The organism is Metabacillus sediminilitoris, from assembly GCF_009720625.1.
GTDB classification, from domain to species: Bacteria; Bacillota; Bacilli; order Bacillales; family Bacillaceae; genus Metabacillus; species Metabacillus sediminilitoris.
The window spans coordinates 2,924,789-2,942,778 of the sequence record NZ_CP046266.1 but is presented as its reverse complement, the minus strand read 5'-3'; the positions used below and the strand labels follow the sequence as shown (position 1 = coordinate 2,942,778).

General features: G+C 33.7%; 15 protein-coding genes and 1 pseudogene. 7 read left to right on the top strand and 9 right to left on the bottom strand.

Annotated features, from left to right (window positions below; translation table 11 throughout):
• Position 1 precedes the first annotated feature (1 nt).
• The 4 genes from GMB29_RS13890 (at position 2) to GMB29_RS13875 (ending at position 3,285) form a co-directional block, all read left to right on the top strand.
• Complete coding sequence (locus GMB29_RS13890; protein ID WP_136354514.1) at positions 2 to 850, top strand: ABC transporter permease; 849 nt, start codon at positions 2 to 4, stop codon at positions 848 to 850.
• Complete coding sequence (locus GMB29_RS13885) at positions 850 to 1,752, top strand: glycine betaine ABC transporter substrate-binding protein (protein ID WP_136354512.1); 903 nt, start codon at positions 850 to 852, stop codon at positions 1,750 to 1,752. Before GMB29_RS13890 ends, GMB29_RS13885 begins: the two co-directional genes overlap by 1 nt.
• Before the next feature lie 116 nt (positions 1,753 to 1,868).
• Complete coding sequence (locus tag GMB29_RS13880) at positions 1,869 to 2,501, top strand: ABC transporter ATP-binding protein (RefSeq protein ID WP_136354510.1); 633 nt, start codon at positions 1,869 to 1,871, stop codon at positions 2,499 to 2,501.
• Positions 2,494 to 3,285 (top strand): ABC transporter permease, encoded by a 792-nt coding sequence (locus tag GMB29_RS13875; RefSeq protein WP_136354508.1) that lies wholly within the window; start codon positions 2,494 to 2,496, stop codon positions 3,283 to 3,285. The genes GMB29_RS13880 and GMB29_RS13875 overlap by 8 nt, the downstream gene beginning before the upstream one ends.
• Before the next feature lie 1,426 nt (positions 3,286 to 4,711).
• Here GMB29_RS13875 and arsC read toward each other — a convergent pair.
• The 7 genes and pseudogenes from arsC to GMB29_RS13840 form a co-directional block, all read right to left on the bottom strand.
• Positions 4,712 to 5,131, bottom strand: a complete 420-nt coding sequence (gene arsC / locus GMB29_RS13870) for an arsenate reductase (thioredoxin) (protein WP_136354506.1) — start codon at positions 5,129 to 5,131, stop codon at positions 4,712 to 4,714.
• 25 nt (positions 5,132 to 5,156) lie between these two features.
• Positions 5,157 to 6,455 carry an arsenic transporter gene (locus GMB29_RS13865; RefSeq protein ID WP_136354504.1) on the bottom strand — a complete coding sequence of 433 codons (1,299 nt, stop codon included), beginning with the start codon at positions 6,453 to 6,455 and terminating at the stop codon, positions 5,157 to 5,159.
• Between the two features lie 15 nt (positions 6,456 to 6,470).
• On the bottom strand, positions 6,471 to 6,815 hold the full coding sequence (locus GMB29_RS13860; RefSeq protein WP_136354502.1) for an ArsR/SmtB family transcription factor: 345 nt from the start codon (positions 6,813 to 6,815) through the stop codon (positions 6,471 to 6,473).
• 1,600 nt (positions 6,816 to 8,415) lie between these two features.
• Positions 8,416 to 9,654 (bottom strand): serine/threonine transporter SstT, encoded by a 1,239-nt coding sequence (gene sstT / locus GMB29_RS13855; RefSeq protein ID WP_136354500.1) that lies wholly within the window; start codon positions 9,652 to 9,654, stop codon positions 8,416 to 8,418.
• Between the two features lie 653 nt (positions 9,655 to 10,307).
• Positions 10,308 to 11,106 (bottom strand): annotated as a pseudogene (locus GMB29_RS13850) (manganese catalase family protein).
• Positions 11,107 to 11,537: 431 nt separating this feature from the next.
• Complete coding sequence (locus GMB29_RS13845) at positions 11,538 to 12,497, bottom strand: aldolase catalytic domain-containing protein (RefSeq protein WP_136354498.1); 960 nt, start codon at positions 12,495 to 12,497, stop codon at positions 11,538 to 11,540.
• Between the two features lie 857 nt (positions 12,498 to 13,354).
• Entirely contained in the window at positions 13,355 to 14,098 is a 744-nt protein-coding gene (locus GMB29_RS13840; RefSeq protein WP_136354496.1) for a TerC family protein, read from the bottom strand.
• A 365-nt stretch (positions 14,099 to 14,463) separates the two neighbouring features.
• Between GMB29_RS13840 and GMB29_RS13835 the strand changes: the two genes are divergently transcribed.
• Positions 14,464 to 14,649 (top strand): hypothetical protein, encoded by a 186-nt coding sequence (locus tag GMB29_RS13835; protein ID WP_136354494.1) that lies wholly within the window; start codon positions 14,464 to 14,466, stop codon positions 14,647 to 14,649.
• 135 nt (positions 14,650 to 14,784) lie between these two features.
• Here the strand turns inward: GMB29_RS13835 and GMB29_RS13830 are convergent, their stop codons facing one another.
• Positions 14,785 to 15,057, bottom strand: coding sequence for a hypothetical protein (locus tag GMB29_RS13830; RefSeq protein WP_136354492.1), 273 nt, complete (start codon positions 15,055 to 15,057; stop codon positions 14,785 to 14,787).
• A 373-nt stretch (positions 15,058 to 15,430) separates the two neighbouring features.
• Here GMB29_RS13830 and GMB29_RS13825 point away from each other — a divergent pair, with 373 nt between their 5' ends.
• Positions 15,431 to 15,904, top strand: coding sequence for a hypothetical protein (locus tag GMB29_RS13825; protein ID WP_136354490.1), 474 nt, complete (start codon positions 15,431 to 15,433; stop codon positions 15,902 to 15,904).
• A 182-nt stretch (positions 15,905 to 16,086) separates the two neighbouring features.
• Positions 16,087 to 16,794, top strand: a complete 708-nt coding sequence (locus tag GMB29_RS13820) for an NAD-dependent protein deacylase (protein WP_136354488.1) — start codon at positions 16,087 to 16,089, stop codon at positions 16,792 to 16,794.
• 56 nt (positions 16,795 to 16,850) lie between these two features.
• Here the strand turns inward: GMB29_RS13820 and GMB29_RS13815 are convergent, their stop codons facing one another.
• Entirely contained in the window at positions 16,851 to 17,852 is a 1,002-nt protein-coding gene (locus GMB29_RS13815) for an LLM class flavin-dependent oxidoreductase (RefSeq protein ID WP_136354486.1), read from the bottom strand.
• Positions 17,853 to 17,990 lie beyond the last annotated feature (138 nt).

The window sequence follows — 17,990 nt, the reverse complement described above, 5'->3', positions numbered from 1 at the left end:
GATGGAAGGATTATTACCAAAGCTGCCAATTGCAAGCTGGATCGACATGATGATTGATTGGCTTGTCGATAACTTTGAACCTTTTTTTGAAGGAATAGCAACAGGGTTAGAAAGCTTTGTAGATGGAATTGTCACCGGATTAGGATTTATTCCTGTTTTCATTCTAGCTTTACTAGTAGGTTTACTTGCATGGAAGGTTGTTAATTGGCGAATTGCTTTATTTACATTTATAGGATTATTACTAATAGATAATTTAGGTTACTGGGAGAATATGCTTGATACCATTGCACTTGTGTTAACCTCAGTTGGTATATCAATAATTCTTGGTATTCCGATTGGAATTTGGTCATCTCAAAGTGAAACAGTTGGCAAAATTGTTACACCTATTCTTGATTTTATGCAGACAATGCCTGCATTCGTATATTTATTACCAGCCATCTTTTTCTTTAATATTGGTGTAGTTCCAGGTGTTGTAGCATCTGTCATATTTGCCATGCCACCAACAATTCGCTTAACGATCTTAGGAATTAAGCAAGTGCCTGAAGATTTAGTTGAAGCAACACAAGCATTTGGTTCTACAACTAGTCAAAAATTATTGAAAGTTCAATTACCACTTGCTTTACCTACAATTATGGCTGGCATTAATCAAAGTATTATGCTTGCCTTATCAATGGTTGTTATCGCCTCAATGGTAGGTGCACCAGGATTAGGTGCTGACGTCTATCGTGCTGTTACTCAGTTACAGACTGGGACTGGATTTGAAGCTGGGTTAGCAATCGTAATCATTGCGATTATATTGGACCGGATTACTCAAAATATAGGGAAAAGAAAAAAAGGGGGAACAGCATAATGGTTACAAAAATTTCAAAGGTATCATTCGTATTAGGCTTATCATTCGCTTTAGCTGCATGTAGTGGTGGTGAAAAAAGCAACGGGTCTGCAGAATCAGGCAGCAATGCATCAATTGGTGAAGCAGTTGAATACAAAATTACAGGTATTGACCCAGGTGCAGGAATCATGAAAGCTACTGCAAAAGCGATTGAAGATTATGATTTAAACGATTGGGAATTGGTAGAAGGATCTGGTGCTGCTATGACAGCTTCACTGAAAAAAGCGTATGATGATGAAGAGCCAATTATCATAACAGGATGGACACCTCACTGGATGTTTTCACAATTCGACTTAAAATATTTAGAAGACCCTAAAGGTTCATATGGTGAAGCAGAAAACATTAATACAATTGTACGTAACGGATTAGCTGAAGAGCTTCCTGGTGTACACACTGTTTTAGATCAATTTCACTGGACTCCAGATGAAATGGGAGTTGTTATGAGTAGTATTCAAGAAGGTACATCACCAGAGGAAGCAGCTGCTACATGGGTTGAAGAGAATGCTGACAAAGTAGCAGAATGGACCAAAGGTGCTAAGGAAGGCAAAGGAGAAGAAGTAAGTTTAGCTTATGTCGCATGGGATAGTGAAATTGCTAGTACAAACGTTGTTGCAAAAGTCCTTAATGATCTAGGTTATGAAGTAACGATGAGTCAAGTCGAAGCAGGTCCAATGTGGGCAGGTGTTGCTGATGGAAGTGTAGATGCACATGTTGCTGGATGGTTACCACTTACTCACGCTGATCAATACGAAAAATACGAAGGTGACTTCGAAGACTTAGGTTCAAACCTTGAAGGTGCTAAAACCGGATTAGTTGTCCCGTCATATATGGAGATTGATTCAATTGAAGATTTAAAAGAATAAATTTCTTGAAATCCCTATGTATTTATCATATATAGGGATTTTTTTGTTGCTTGGATTGTTTACAAATAAAAACAGATCATTCAAGATAGTATTAGATTAAATGCAGGAGGGAATGTATGTTCGAATTAAAAGATGTCAGGTATAAAGATATATTACATATTAAAAGTATGAAAATCCCTGATAAAACGATCACATGTCTTGTCGGAGAAAGCGGAGCTGGTAAATCGACATTACTAAAAATGTTGAATATCATGCTTTCACCTGACCATGGAGATATTTATTATCAAAAAAACAATCTAAAGCTACAAGACCCAATTCAACATCGAAGACATGTAGTTATGCTGGCGCAACAGCCTACAATTTTTGAAGGGACGATTCGCGAAAATTTACAAATAGGATTGGTTTTTTCCGAACAAAAGCTGAAAGAAGAGCAAGAATTGGAAGAAGCACTAAAAATTGTGCATTTATCTAAACTCTTAAATGACGATGCAGAGACACTTTCAGGCGGTGAAAAACAACGACTGGCACTAGCAAGAGTTTATCTCATGAATCCAGAGTTTTTCCTTCTTGATGAACCAACGTCAGCTCTTGATGAAGAAACAGAGGAAGAGGTTATTGGAAATTTCATTAAAAAGGCCAAAGAAAAAGAACAATCGATTATCATGATCACTCATTCACAAAAGATAGCAGAAAAATATGGAGAAAATCTTCTACTATTAAATAAAATAGAGGAGGGGCAAGATGGATAATGTCATAAGAGATATTGAATTTTGGAGACTTGCAGCAGCATACATTTTTATCCTAATCCTAATTGTATTTGTTAAATGGCGAGGTATAAAGCGGGAAAAAAGAATTATCATTTCAACAGCTAGAATGACAATCCAATTAATTTTAGTTGGATACATTCTAACCTATATATTTGAACAACCAAATCCTTATCTCATCATTTTAATTGTATTATTTATGCTTTGGTTTGCTATAAACAATACATATAAACAAGTGACAGGAACACTAAGTAAAAAACTGAAGCAGATCATAGCAATCTCAATGGCAGCTGGTTCACTTATTACACTCATTTACTTCAATCTTGTTGTCATCCATTTCCAGCCATGGTATGAACCACAATATCTTATCCCAATCGCAGGTATGATTATAGGGAACTCGATGACTGGAATTACACTAGGTGTGAAAAATTTAATTGAAGGCATGCAAAGAGAAAAACACCTTATAGAAGGTGCGCTAATGTTAGGAGCAAAGCCTGAAATAGCTACAAAATCCATTGTGAATTCAGCATTTGATTCAGCAATTTTACCAACAATAAATAATATGGTAGGAATGGGTATTGTCTTTTTACCCGGAATGATGACAGGTCAAATCTTGGCGGGAATAAGTCCATTAACTGCAATAGAATATCAAATAGCTATATTATTAGGAATTGCCGGAAGTGTGGCATTAACTGTAATGATCTTTACATACTATGGATATCGAGCATTTTTTAATGATAAACAACAGTTTTTAAGCCAAGGGAAATAATTTTACATTATTTCCTGGAGGAATGATGTAAAGTTGAAAAAATTGAACTTGTGAATGGTTTTGCAATAATCCTGATAAGAGAATGCTAAATATTATAAAGGAATAATCATTTATTATGAACTTCATTAATTATCTATAAGTTTAATGATTAAAGATTTATATAATCAGTAAAATAATTCATCACAAATATGTCTAAATTTAAATTCTGTCTCAATTACTTAAGTAATCTTGGTATTTGAGACAGAATTTATAAAAATGTTATTACTTCCTAGAATATATATTATGTAAACTAGAATAAAACATAATAGTACCAAGAGGTTAATTGTACCCCACTTTTTCTCAAGTTGACTAAAATAGTGATAGCTGAGACTCATGATATCTGAGGTTATTCTTATAAATCAGCAAGTTCTCATAATTCATGGTTTCGAACTTAATTCCAAGGGTCTGATTCAACGTGGATAAGTAAAAAAGGAATGCCTTCTCCCCCTTCATTCAATCGTTTGTTTATAACTCTTGCCCTTTAGTAGAACAAACAATACTCACATTTAGTTTAAAAGTGTAAATTTTATTGCGTTTTAAACTCCTCAAAATTTTCTACCTCCGTATATTGGGGGCTTAAATAAGAATTCACATTTGTTATTTCTAATGCTTTTCTTATTGTTATTTGGATTAATGCTGTTCTTGAAAACAATACTTTGATAATTTGGCAATATAATTATATTTGATGCTATATAACTTCTACACATCGATTGTCTGCTCGTCACCTATTGTTACAAATTAACAAACTGTTTTTACTCGTGATATCATCAATTATTTATCATAGTTGAACCATTTTTTATTATTTGAATGTTAATATATATATATATCAATATAATGTTATCGGTATCTAACCCCGTATTTTTTCTCATTTTCATTTCATTTAACTATATTATAATAATGTTTTTGTATGCTAGCTTCTTTTAAAAAAGTTCTATAAAAATTAATTCATTTGCTTGTTGCGCCGTATACCTTTTTTAATCCATCCATCTCCCCAATTGTGCGGCTATGTGGATTAACATGCGCTCCAGGGCCACTGGACGCTTTAAGGGCGTTAGTTTGAATGATACCTAAGCCTTTATAAACGTAAGTTACCATAATCTTCAACTAAATCTGACTCGTTTATTAAAGAAGGATGCCATAATACCGGCACTCCAAACGACATTATAATTAACGTAGTTTTGGTCTTCTTTTTTAATTGTACAATACTTATTGTGCATCATAAAAAATGATGTCAATTGCTATATCTATATTCAATCCGCAGAAACCTCGATAAATAAAAAAATGACGTATGCCAATCTATACGTCATTTCTAGTGTCATTTATTAAGAAAGCACCTGAAAACGGAATCCATTAATATTTTCTCACGGCTTTTATCTATCTTATCTTATTATTCTCCCGTTTTCCCGAAACGTTCAATTCTTTCTCCAATTTCGTCACGGACACGTTGAAAGAAAGCCCATTTTTCTTCTTCAGAGCCCTCAGCTTTTGCTGGATCATCAAAGCCCCAGTGTTCGCGTTTGATATGAGGAGGTGTCACAGGGCAATTGTCTGCCGCATGACCGCAAAGTGTAACGATTAAATCAGCATTATTTAAAATTTCAGGATCAATTACATCAGATGTTTGATTTGAAATATCAATTCCTGTTTCTTTCATAGCTTTTACTGCATTCGGATTTAAACCGTGTGCTTCTAAACCTGCACTTTTCACTTCCCACTCATCACCTAAGTGTTTTTTTGCCCATCCTTCTGCCATTTGGCTTCTGCAAGAGTTTCCAGTACATAAGAAGTAAAGTGTTTTTTTAGACATGTTAAGTGCTCCTTTTTAAGTATGATTAATGAATGATAAGTAACCAAAAATATAGACCAACAAGTGTAATGAACATTGTCGGGATGGTTAAGATGATACCAGTTTTAAAATAAGTGCCCCAAGAGATTTTTACACCTTTTAGTGACAAAACATGAAGCCATAATAAAGTAGCTAAAGAACCAATTGGTGTAATTTTTGGCCCTAAATCAGAACCAATCACATTTGCGTAAATAAGAGCTTCTCTAATTACCCCACTTGTATTCGTATCAGATATTGCAAGTGCATCAATCATAACCGTTGGCATGTTATTCATCACAGAAGATAAAATAGCAGCGATAAAGCCCATACTAACTGTTGCAGTAAATAATCCCTGTTCAGCTGTCACTTGGATTAAGTCAGCTAAAACATTTGTCAATCCAACGTTTCGTAAACTGTAAACTACCACGTACATTCCTATTGAGAAAAATACGATTGCCCAAGGTGCGCCTTTGATAACTTTTCTTGTGTTAATTGCAGGACTTCTTTTCGCCATAAATAGGAAGAAGATAGCAACGATACCAGCGATAAGCGAAACCGGAATACCAATGAATTCACTTGCAAAATACCCAACTAGTAATATACCTAATACGATCCATGAAAATTTGAACATCTGTTCATCACGAATGGCTTCAACAGGTTGTTTTAATTGTGAAAGGTCATAATTTCTTGGAATGCTTTTACGGAAAAAAAGAAATAAAACCAAGATACTTGCACCTAAAGAGAAAAAGTTCGGAATAATCATTCTAGATGCAAACTCGACAAACCCAATACCAAAAAAGTCTGCTGATACAATATTTACTAAATTACTAACTACTAAAGGAAGTGAAGTTGTATCGGCAATAAAACCACTAGCGATAATAAATGGAAAGACCATTTTTTCGCTGAAGTTTAAATTTCTGACCATCGCAAGGACAATCGGTGTAAGTATTAATGCTGCCCCATCGTTTGCGAAGAAAGCCGCAACAATAGCTCCAAGAATACTTACATAAACAAACATCTTTATTCCATTTCCTTTAGCTGCTCTTGCCATATGTAGAGCTGACCATTCAAAAAAGCCAATCTCATCTAATATAAGAGAGATAATGATGATGGCAATAAACGCTAATGTTGCATTCCAAACAATAGATGTTACATCAATAACATCTTTAAAATCTACAACACCCACAATAAGAGCTAAAATGGCTCCACCACATGCAGACCAACCTATGGATAGTCCTTTAGGCTGCCATATAACTAATGTAAGTGTGAGTAAAAAGATGACTGATGCCAAAATTACTGAAATCATTTGTCAAACCCTCCATTATTCACACGAAATACGTAAACCTTGTTCTTCTAATTCTTTTATTCGATAATCCTGATTAGGGAGATATTCAAGTATGTTTTGCACAATTGGATAATAATCACTCTTTTTATTTAAAGAATAAATGATCCATTGCCCTCTTCTTGTTTCTCCCACAATACCAGCATCTTTTAATTTACGAAGGTGTTGACTAATGGCAGGCTGACTAGCCTTAAAGATTTCAACAAACTCACAAACACAGCAATCATTTGAATCTAACATTTTTACCATAGTTAGCCTTGTTTTATCACCTAAAAGTTTTAGAATTGTTGCAGCTTTTTCAATTTCAATCGACGTTTCTAACATTATTTACACCTCCAATATCCATGCGTAGATTACTATATAACAATTTACTTATATATTCAATGAATAATGGTGATTTTTATATTATTAGACCCACGTCTTAAGTTATGCTGTTAATGTCATATGATTTTGGCCCTTTGTTGTTCCCTTAGCTTATACACTGGGATTATTAAATAAATTACACTAATGATTAGTATTAGAATTATTTATGAATGTATTTCTCGCTATACTAATCTTATTTAAGACAGTCAAGTGAATCTTCACACCAAATATATTTTTAAATCTGGAATGGATTTATTAACCAACACAAGGTTCATCCTCATAAGCTCTTCTCTATTTAGATATTAATATATAAACATTTACTTATATAATATTTCGCTTATTTAATTTCATCAAGTAAGTTAGTGTAAAGTTTTTGTAAATATTGATTAGATAACTTTTGAGTTTCAAGTCAAGTTCTTTTATTACATTCGATTACTCCTGCATTTAACTAAATATGATTCCCTTTTTATAACTTTACTGCATTTAACAGATAATTAATCGAGTAGAAAACCAATGTGATTTCATATTTGATATAACAACCATGCTTATTCCAACAATGTTTTATTAAAAAAATCAAACAAAAACGTTAATATCCACTCATTTTATGGGATAATAAAATTATCACTTAGAAGAAAGTTGGTTAGTTATGAAAAACAAAAATAAATTTAAAGAAAATGAAAAAGTATGTCTTAAAGCTACAGGTGAAACTGTGACAATAAACAAATGTAGTTATGTTGCTAACATGAAAAGATACTCTTATACCCTTAAAGAGCACCAAAATACCTTTTATTTTGAAGAAGAAATGGATTCCATATAATAATCCTAAAGTTTTAGGTATTTATATATTTTTAATTATTCTTTTGGTGTATCCATTTTATCAACTGTGCTCCATTCATCATCATTTCTAATATTCGTATAAATCATCGCTGTTTTATTGACGAATGTCCTAATTGTTTTCGTATTTTGGGAACATAATTGCTCTCTTTGTGTTATCTAGTTGTAACCGACCTACTTTTCCTGTTCCTCCGATAATCGTTATTTTACTATTATTCTCCATGTCAATCCTCCGACTATACATTTTGTTTGATTTAAAACAAAACAATAGATATTGTCGAAAAAAGAAAGATAGATACTCTGTTAAGGGTATCTATTTTTGTGTACTAATATTAGGTCCTAGGTATCTAGCTTACATCTGAATGTTAATAAATCAATTGGGAACATAAATCCATTGAATTCATCGAAATTTGATTCATGATACCTTAATTTGACCACATTCCTTCTTCCGTTTTTATTATAGTAAGTTTAAGTGTAAAAACTTACAATATTTTATATTAACTAACAAAAATATTCCCTTCACTTTTGCATTTGACCTTTGACAATCTGGCTTGATGTACATTCTTAGAATAGTCCCTAATTTTATATGTGGTATTTTTGAACAAAGATTTCCTGCATTTAAAAGTTTTTATGCAATTTATAATCATCCTATAAAAAAGCTGCGCCTTAATTGTAAGTAGATACTAACAATTAAGGCGCAGCTTAATCATAAATCAAATGATTTTCTTTATCCTGCTTTATGGATATTTATTTTTTTTCCTTCTTTATGCCACTCTTTAAACTCAGCTGCTGCTGTAAAAAGTACGTCTGTTGATGAGTTAAGTGCTGTTTCAAAAGAATCTTGTAACACACCTATGATAAATCCTACACCAACTACCTGCATAGCGACGTCAGCAGGGATTCCGAATAAGCTACATGCTAGGGGAATCAGTAATAAAGATCCACCCGCAACCCCTGATGCACCACAAGCACATATAGCTGACAGTACGCTGAGGATGATTGCTGTTGGGAGATCCACTTGAATGCCAAGTGTATGAACCGCAGCAAGTGTTAAAACAGAAATCGTAACAGCAGCCCCAGCCATATTAATGGTTGCACCTAATGGGATGGAAACTGAATAACTATCCTTATTCAACCCTAGATCTTCACATAATCTCATATTAACAGGAATATTTGAAGCTGAGCTGCGAGTAAAGAATGCTGTAATACCACTTTCCTTTAAGCATTTAAATACAAGCGGATAAGGATTTTGACGCATAACTGCGTAAACAATGATTGGATTGACAACCAGCGCAACCAAGACCATACAACCAATCAAAACGGCAAGTAATTTTCCATAGCTTAGTAATGACTCAATTCCATTTGTCGTAATAGATTCAAATACTAGACCCATGATTCCTAATGGAGCAAACTTAATAACCCATGTAACTAATTTGGAAACAGCATCTGAAAAATTAGATATCATCGTTTTTGTCGTATCAGCTGCATTTCTTAAAGCCAAACCAAGGAGGATCGCCCAAGCTAAAATACCGATATAGTTCGCGTTATAAATTGCTGTAACTGGGTTATCAACAACGTTCAGCAATAATGCTTTGAGAACTTCTACAACACCGCCAGGAGCAGTTACTCCCTCAGCGCCCTTTGCAAGAGTTAAGCTTACAGGAAAAATAAAACTTACAATAACTGCAATTAATCCGGCTAAAAAGGTACCTAAAAGGTAAAGTGTAATAATGGATTTCATATTCGTTTGTTGACCACTCTTATGATGAGTAATGGCTGACATAACCAAGAAGAGTACCAACACAGGTGCAATTGCTTTTAAAGCACCTACAAATAAAGTACCAAAAATCACAACAGGTTTTGCTACATCTGGGATTGTTACAGCCAGAATAATACCAATAATTAAACCAACAATTATTTGTTTTACCAGACTCATTTGACTCCACTTGTTCAGTAGATTTTTCATGGATATTCCCCCATAGTTTAAGATGATATTGTAACATTTCAAATAACGAACTATTCATTTTTTCATAAACCTACGAGAGATTTAAGACTCTTACAAATAGTTACGATCGATTAATACTAGATGACTTTTATTTGATACGTACCAAGAGATTGGTTTTTGATTTTCTCCTTCGGTAGACTTGCAGCGTATCACCAAAGATATCTAATAGAGATCCTTACTAAAATTAAATAGGTTTCTAGATGAATAATTTCTTCATTGGATGGACATTCCCATAACATTCCACCACATAAAGACAAGTGTCTTTCGGATAAATAGTATTATAATGATTTTTTTGATATATTACAATATTATTTTCTTTATTAAGAAATGTTGTAATTATTAAAATATTCAAACAAGTAATTGCGCAAACCAATCCATATAGCAATCTCTTTGCTAGTTATTAAGATTTTTAAGGGTTCATAAATCCCAACACTATCTGAAAATGTTTTTTCAATAAAAATAATGATGCCACTTTAAAATAATATTTGATCAATTTGATACTAATAACCTTGATAAACAAACAAAAGAAAGAGCATGTTTTGAAAAAGGATTGATCAAAACATGCTCTAAATCTATTTTATTAAACCAGTATTCTGTTACTTTAGGATTCTTTTTTATTTTAGTAAGTTTGTTGTTTTGCCTTTAAGATCGTGATGCAGCTCTGTGTTTGGAATGGTTAGTTTTGGTATTTGTCCTTTTGCAACAGGTTCTTTTACATAGACGAAATTTCCTGTTCCATCAGGCGCGCTTCCTGTTGCCCAAGGACCCTCTCCTGATTCTTCACCTTCAGATAGATTCCAAAATTCATATGCTTCAGGTTGAGATTCCATTTCTGCTTCTGGTGGGAATGAGGCTGGAACGACAACACCGTTCTTTTCTTCTAACTCCTCAATTGCAGCCATCCACTGATATTGATGGTATCGATCACGTGCAAGCATTTTACGGAATGTTGCTCGGACACCTTCATCCTTTGTCATATGGTATAACCTTGCGACTTGAAGTCGTCCTTGACTTTCTGCATGTAAATTAGAACGCATGTCGGCTAATAAATTCCCACTCGCAACGATATAAGATCCATTCCAAGGCACTTCATTTGAGTTAGTTGGTAAACCCCCGAGGCCGCTCACTATCCTTCGCAGCTTCTGCTTGATCTTCGGGAGAAGCATTATCTAATAATTGACTGATAAGTGAACAGAGCATCTCGACATGTCCTATTTCCTCTGTTCCGATATCCATAAGCATATCCTTGTACTTTTCTTCTCCACGACAGTTAAAACCTTGAAAAAGATATTGCATCATGACGGTCATTTCTCCAAATTGCCCTCCTAATATTTCCTGAATCTGGCGGGCAAGCATTGGATCGGGGTTGTCTACCTTTACTTCAAACTGCAATTCTTTTTGATGTCTAAACATATCAAATTCCTCCTTAAGGTATATTTCCTTTCCTAATTATCTTCATTTTTAAAACTACTAATATCAAAAAACAGATGAATTTGAGTGTTTACATAGCTAAGGTCTTTTTAATAAGTAAAGTCTATGTATTTCTTAGATCCATATGTAAGGTACCTCCTTTTTTTTATATGAAATTTTCTAACTATGTCTTTCTTTTACCCAGCAATCTTGAAATAAAACAAATCCAACCAATTCAATACGATAGAACTATGTGTTCAAACAAATTTAATAAATTGTCTAAGAACTACTAAAATTAGTTGTGAAATAACAAATTAAAAGAAAATAGTTAGCTGTATTGCTTGGCACGCAAAAAAGACTGTAGTCACAACGATAAAAATCGAATTTGACTACAGTCTTTAGTACATAATATGGAGTTCCATTTGAAATCTAATTTATTTTGACAATGATGAAATAGAAGATTCCGGAGATGTTACCTTGTCATAGAAATCTACAAATTTGTCACGATCATCACTGTTGCGATAAGCCATGGCAACTCGAGGATGTTCATTTAATGTACCAGAGATCATGTAAGGAATGATATAACCCCACTCCCACTTTTGACGCATTTCCAGCATGTGCTCCTCTATTACTCGAAGAACTGGTTTAACCTCATAGCTTGGTTTTTGTATGTGGGTAACGAGAAGCTCTGTGTGACAGTTTCCAGCTGCACGACCCATACCATAAACAGAAGAATCAAGGAAAGATACGCCATTTCGCATTGCTGTTAATGTATTAGCGAAAGCTAACTGCATGTTGTTATGAGTATGAATACCAAGTTGTTTGTTAGGAAGCATCGCTTTAAACTTTTTAACCTGATGCTCAATATCCATTGGATCTAAGCTTCCAAAGGAATCAACGATATAAACAACATCTACAGGACTTTCCTTCACCATTTCGAATGCTTCAATCAACTGATGTTCAGGAACACTTGATAAAGCCATAATATTAAGTGAAGTCTCATAGCCTAAATCATGGAACATTTTTACAAGCTCCAGACCTTTATCCACTTCACGGATGTAGCATGCAATTCGAATCATATCTAAAACACTTTGTTCTCGTGGCAGAATGTCATTTGGATCAACTCGTCCAATATCCACTAAAGCGGACAGCTTTGTGAACTTTTTTTCAGGGATAATTTCTTTTAAGAAGTTATCGTCAAGAAATCTCCATGGATTAGGCTCAGTGGCATTAAGAAGCTTTGGTGAATTTTTGTAACCAATCTCCATATATTCTACACCAGCTTCACTCAGTCCATTATATAGGTCTTGCACAAAACTCACACTGAAATCCCAATTGTTTACCAACCCGCCGTCACGAATGGTACAGTCTATAATTTTGTTACGATTTTCCATGGTCGTCACTTCCTTCTGTTTATCTTCAAATCATATTTTTAACCTGATGCTTTTTCGCTTTTATGCTTTTATGTACTAAAATGTATATAATATGATTTAAACACGGTTCGTATGAAAGTGTCAATCAATTTTACAAAAAATCATTATTTTCAATTTCATTAGTAAACAAAGAATATCATTTTAGGACTAACTCAATCAACTTTTAATTTTGTATTCTCTCTTCTTTTTAGATAAAATAGCTGATTTAGGAGTTATTGAACTAATTTTTAAATTGATAAGCATTCTTCTTGAATGAATTATTACAAGGAATATTGTTCAGACAGAATCAAATTATTTCACCTTAGGCAACCCAAGCTATAAAAATACTGTTGTCGTTAGTTATAAAAAAGGGCAAATGTTATCTGCTTCAGTTCTAGCATTCCTTAATATGGCAAAAGAGGAATATAAGCAATTTTAATAAAGAAACCTTCCATCGGTAGGCATCACTTGCCTTAAGTGTAATTTATATACCTAAATTGATTTTAATTGGTCCTTTTTCTTTTAGAGCTATCTCCCCCCTTGGAGCAGATTTATACAACTTATTGACCGTGTTTTTATGTTCACCATAGCCCGTCAGCGATATATACGATTCTGAAGCAGCTTACATAAGATCAATAGTATCTCTTTTGACAAAGTGATTGTTTCAGGGAACAATTGATAGTTATATTAATCTACACTAATGCTCACAGCATACTACTCGAACAAGTTCATGTAAGACGTAAAAAAGAGTTCAAGATCTGTAATTTTGATCTTCAACTCTTACGATATGTCTTTTTATTTTCGTACGAGAAATCCACTCTTATCTTTAATGAATATTTTCATACACTCGTTTCTTCTGACTTCTCTTTAGATAAAAACCAACCACCTAAAGCAATAAGAAGCATAACACTCCAAAAGATTGTATTCCAAATAGGTCCTTCAACAAATTCGTGGGAAATGATGTGAACTGCTGGATGTGCAAGAGTATGCATTAATAACTTAACCCCTACCCAACCAACGATAAGCATTGCGGCCGTTTCTAAACTAGGTCGTTTTGTTAATAACTTAACGAAATATCCAGCAGCAAAACGTATTACAATTAAACCAGCGATAGCACCTATTATAATAACAATAAATTGAGCACCATCCATACCGCCAATTTCATTCATTGGTGTATCCGGTAAGGCTATGACAAGAGCTACGGCAGCTAAAATAGAGTCAACAGCAAAAGCGATATCTGCTAAAGCTATTTGTGCGATGGTCATACGATAGCTTTTCCCTTTTTTCTCCTCTTCGCCGTCTTTCTTCTTTAGTAAATGTTTTAAAGCAATAAAAATTAAATAAGCAGCCCCAATCGCTTGGACTTGCCAAACATGGAATAGGTACGAAATAATAAATATTGCGCCAATTCTAAAAATAAAAGCTAAAAGCAACCCAATATTAATTGCCTTTTTTTGCTGTACTTCTGGCAAATGCTTCGCCATGATTGCTAAAACTAAAGCATTATCAGCAGATAATAACCCTTCCAAAAGAATTAGAATAAGTAAAACCCAGCCATACTCTAATAATAAAGATAATTCCATATTTTCCCCCTTAATAATTTAAAGCTTTAAAAACCTAGTGGAAAAGAAATGTCCATATTCAATCAATATATTTACATAAAACCCTACATAAATTTTTATCTTTTTCTAGTCTTGTATTATTCCATTAAACCTAAATGGTTATTCAGCTTCTCTCCCTTTTCCTTTATTCTTACTAGTAATACCTATACATTCTCTCAATTTTAGTATCAATTCCTTCATATATACATTGTGTTTATTTAATTATTCTTAAATACATAAATTTTCAAAAATAGTCTAATAACTGCTTGTTCTTATTTTCAAAACTGACATAAATAAATGAATAAGGACATATATTATATCAATCAAATAGGAAGGAGGGGAAACCAATGGATAATCGGATTTTCTTATTCCTTGCTTCGATTTTAGCTGGTTTTGCACTTATTAGGGTTCCTTTAGCTGATTCATTTCTTGAAAGCGTTTCACCAATTACTAATATACTTGGCATACTAACTGTTCTCGTCTTCTCACTCGTCTTAATTTATAAAGGAGTACGTGGTTTGTTCAGTAAGTAAATGAGTTTAATGGAAAGCACTCATAAAGGGTGCTTTTCTTTTTTTCTTATATAAAATTTCACAACTTTTGTACATGCGGAAAAACATTGAAGCAACAACCATCCAATAAGAGTGAGTTATTTCTGATTGTATGTATTATTTTTGAAGAGTATTTAAATGATATCGTGTATTACCGTTGTATGCTTTACGCTTCGTGTAATAATCAAGACAACCTAAAAACTCATTAACTTGCAGCTGCATTACCTCCAGATCTTCAGTCTTTACAGCTGGGTCACGATGGTCCCATTTTATAAATTTGATAAAGTAATATTGTTTTATTGGGTAAAAAACTACTTTAGAAAGAGGAAATTTATCAAACATAAACTCGATAATTCCCTTTCGCTTGTAAGAGTAGCTTAAAATTTCCATAATAAGATCTTCCCCCCTCTTCTATCTGATTTTTCAATCAAATACTTATATTTTTATTACCCACTCATAGAGTACTTAAACGAAATGATTAAACGCACTGTGAAAAAATAACTTGCTTGATAAGAAAAAAACTCATTAGCATGAAAAATTTAAGTATTAATGAATACTACGTTTCTTTACCAACAGTTTCATTCCAACAACTAATTGCTTCAGATTAACTCCCTATTTCTCTTCCAGTGTGAAAGAAGCCAAACCCACACTTTTCTTTTTCAAACTCAGTCCTAAATAGTATTATTATTGTGTTAGAATAGCAGATTGAACAATTAAAAAGATTATCTCATAGGATAAATTATCTGAAGCGGAGGTAATTTATTTGAAGAGATGGTTAAAAGGAGTTATTTTAACATATCTATCCTTATTGTTTTTTGGCAGTTTTATTATGGTTGGCATGTTGTGGACTGGTACTTTTGAAAGTAAGATTCCACTCATTGCTGAAATAAAAATCTTTTTGTATTATTTCTTCGCTGGAGCTATTGGTGCATCCCTTCGTCATCTTTACATGTTTTGTTCACACTATATGAAAGATGAATTAAATAATTATAGAGAATGGATAATGTACATTTTTTATCCGATTTTTGCAACTGGGACAGCAATAATTGCAGTCACCCTAATTGAAAGCGGCATCTTATTGATACAATTCACAGACTATGAGGATACCCCATTTGCACAAATAAGCATTGCTTTCTTTGTTGGGTTTGGTTTTAACAGGTTTTTAAATAAGCTTAATGCAGTATCAAAAAATTTATTTAAAACAAACGACACTATTCCAAACAAACAAAATAAATGAATTCACTAAAAAGGTATTTTTCTTTCCTGTGTATGTCCCCTTTTTTACCTTGGGGGCATATTCTCTAGACAAAGACAGTCATAACGAGTCACAATAATGAATAGGAAGTTACCTGCTTTTTCAACATGATTCTTTTCAAATTGAGTTTGACAACATGCTATCGATTAAAGGAGTGAATGTTTTTGTTGCAACAGTTGTTAGGCGAGTCAAATTATACAGTTGTCTTCACAGGTGCGGGGATGTCTACAGAAAGTGGACTTCCAGATTTCCGTTCTTCTAAAGGTTTATGGAAGGAAAAAGATCCAAGCCGAATTGCTTCTATAAATTCATTGAATCAAAATGTTCATGAGTTTATTGAGTTCTATCGAGAGAGAGTGCTTGGTGTAAAAGAATACAAACCGCATCAGGGCCATTACATACTCGCCAAATGGGAAAAACAAGGAATTATTAAGTCTATTATCACGCAAAATGTAGATGGTTTTCATCAACAAGCAGGCTCTAAGCAGGTAGCTGAATTACACGGAACATTGCAAAAGCTGCACTGTCAATCTTGTGGTAAAAGCTATAGCAGCGATGAATATGTAAACCGTGATTATTATTGTGAATGTGAGGGTATTTTACGTCCGTCGATCGTTTTATTCGGAGAAGCGCTGCCAGAAGATGCTTTCCAATTTGCTTTACAAGAATCAGAAAAGGCAGACTTATTTATTGTACTTGGTTCATCCTTAACTGTGACACCTGCAAACCAATTCCCCTTGATTGCAAAAGAAAATGGAGCAAAACTTGTTATTGTAAATAGGGACAAAACTGACTTTGATCCTTATGCAGATGAGGTAATTAATCACAAAAGTATTGGGGAAGTTTTAAAAGAACTTAATAACAGTTTTTAAACATCAAAAGCAAACTCCATTTTCGTTAACGGAGTTTGCTTTTGAAATTTCATTTCTTATCTTCCATCGACAACTTCTTTTAAGATTTCATAAGAACGTTTTTGTTTATCAGGATCAAATATATAAGACACTGCCATAAATTCATCGACATTATATTTTTCTTGAAAACTTGTTAATTGATCTCGTATTGAATTTTTACTTCCTAATAAAGTAACACTAGACATTGACGATGCCATTTCTTTTTCATGAGGTCTCCAAATGTGCTCCATACTCTCAACAGGCGGTTTTAACTTCATTTGTGAGCCACGAACAACATTCAGGAAAAACTGCTGCATGGTTGTTGATTCAAATTTTGCTTCTTCATCGCTTTCAGCCGCAATTACATTTAAGCATACAATCATGTATGGTGTGTCTAAGTATTCAGATGGCTGGAATCTATTACGATATATTGAAATCGCTTCTTCCATATATTTTGGTGCAAAATGGGAAGCAAATACATATGGCAAGCCTAATTTGGCTGCTAGGTAGGCAGAATCAGTCGAAGAGCCTAAAATATATAGTGGGATATTTGTTCCAACTCCTGGATAAGCCTTTACATAGCTTTGCTTCTCTTCAGGTCCAAAATATGTAAGCAATGAATTGACATCCTCAGGGAATGTGTAGACAGAATCATTTTGTGTTCTTCTTAATGCACTTGCCGTCATCATATCTGTACCAGGCGCACGGCCGAGACCAAGATCGAGTCGATTAGGATAAATGGTTGCCATTGTTCCGAATTGTTCAGCGATTACCAATGGTGAATGGTTCGGAAGCATGATTCCACCTGACCCAACTCGTATATGTTCGGTATGTTCCAATGTATGCTTTATTAAAATGGAAGTAGCTGAACTACCGAGTGTCGGTGTATTATGATGTTCAGCAATCCAATATCGTTTATATCCCAATTTTTCAGTACTTTGTGCTAAATCCACCATAGCATCAATAGCTTCTTTTGTTTGTTGCCCTTCACGGATAGGCACAAGATTTAAGACAGAAACGGGTATTTGTAAATTTACCATTTAAATTTATCCTTCCTTTGTAAGAATACAATTCTATAGTAACAGGTGGAGCTCCCGAAACAAATTTAAATGCTTAGCAGGTAAAAAAAGTGATGGATCATTTGACAATTTATTAACTTATTATTTTCGATATTAAAC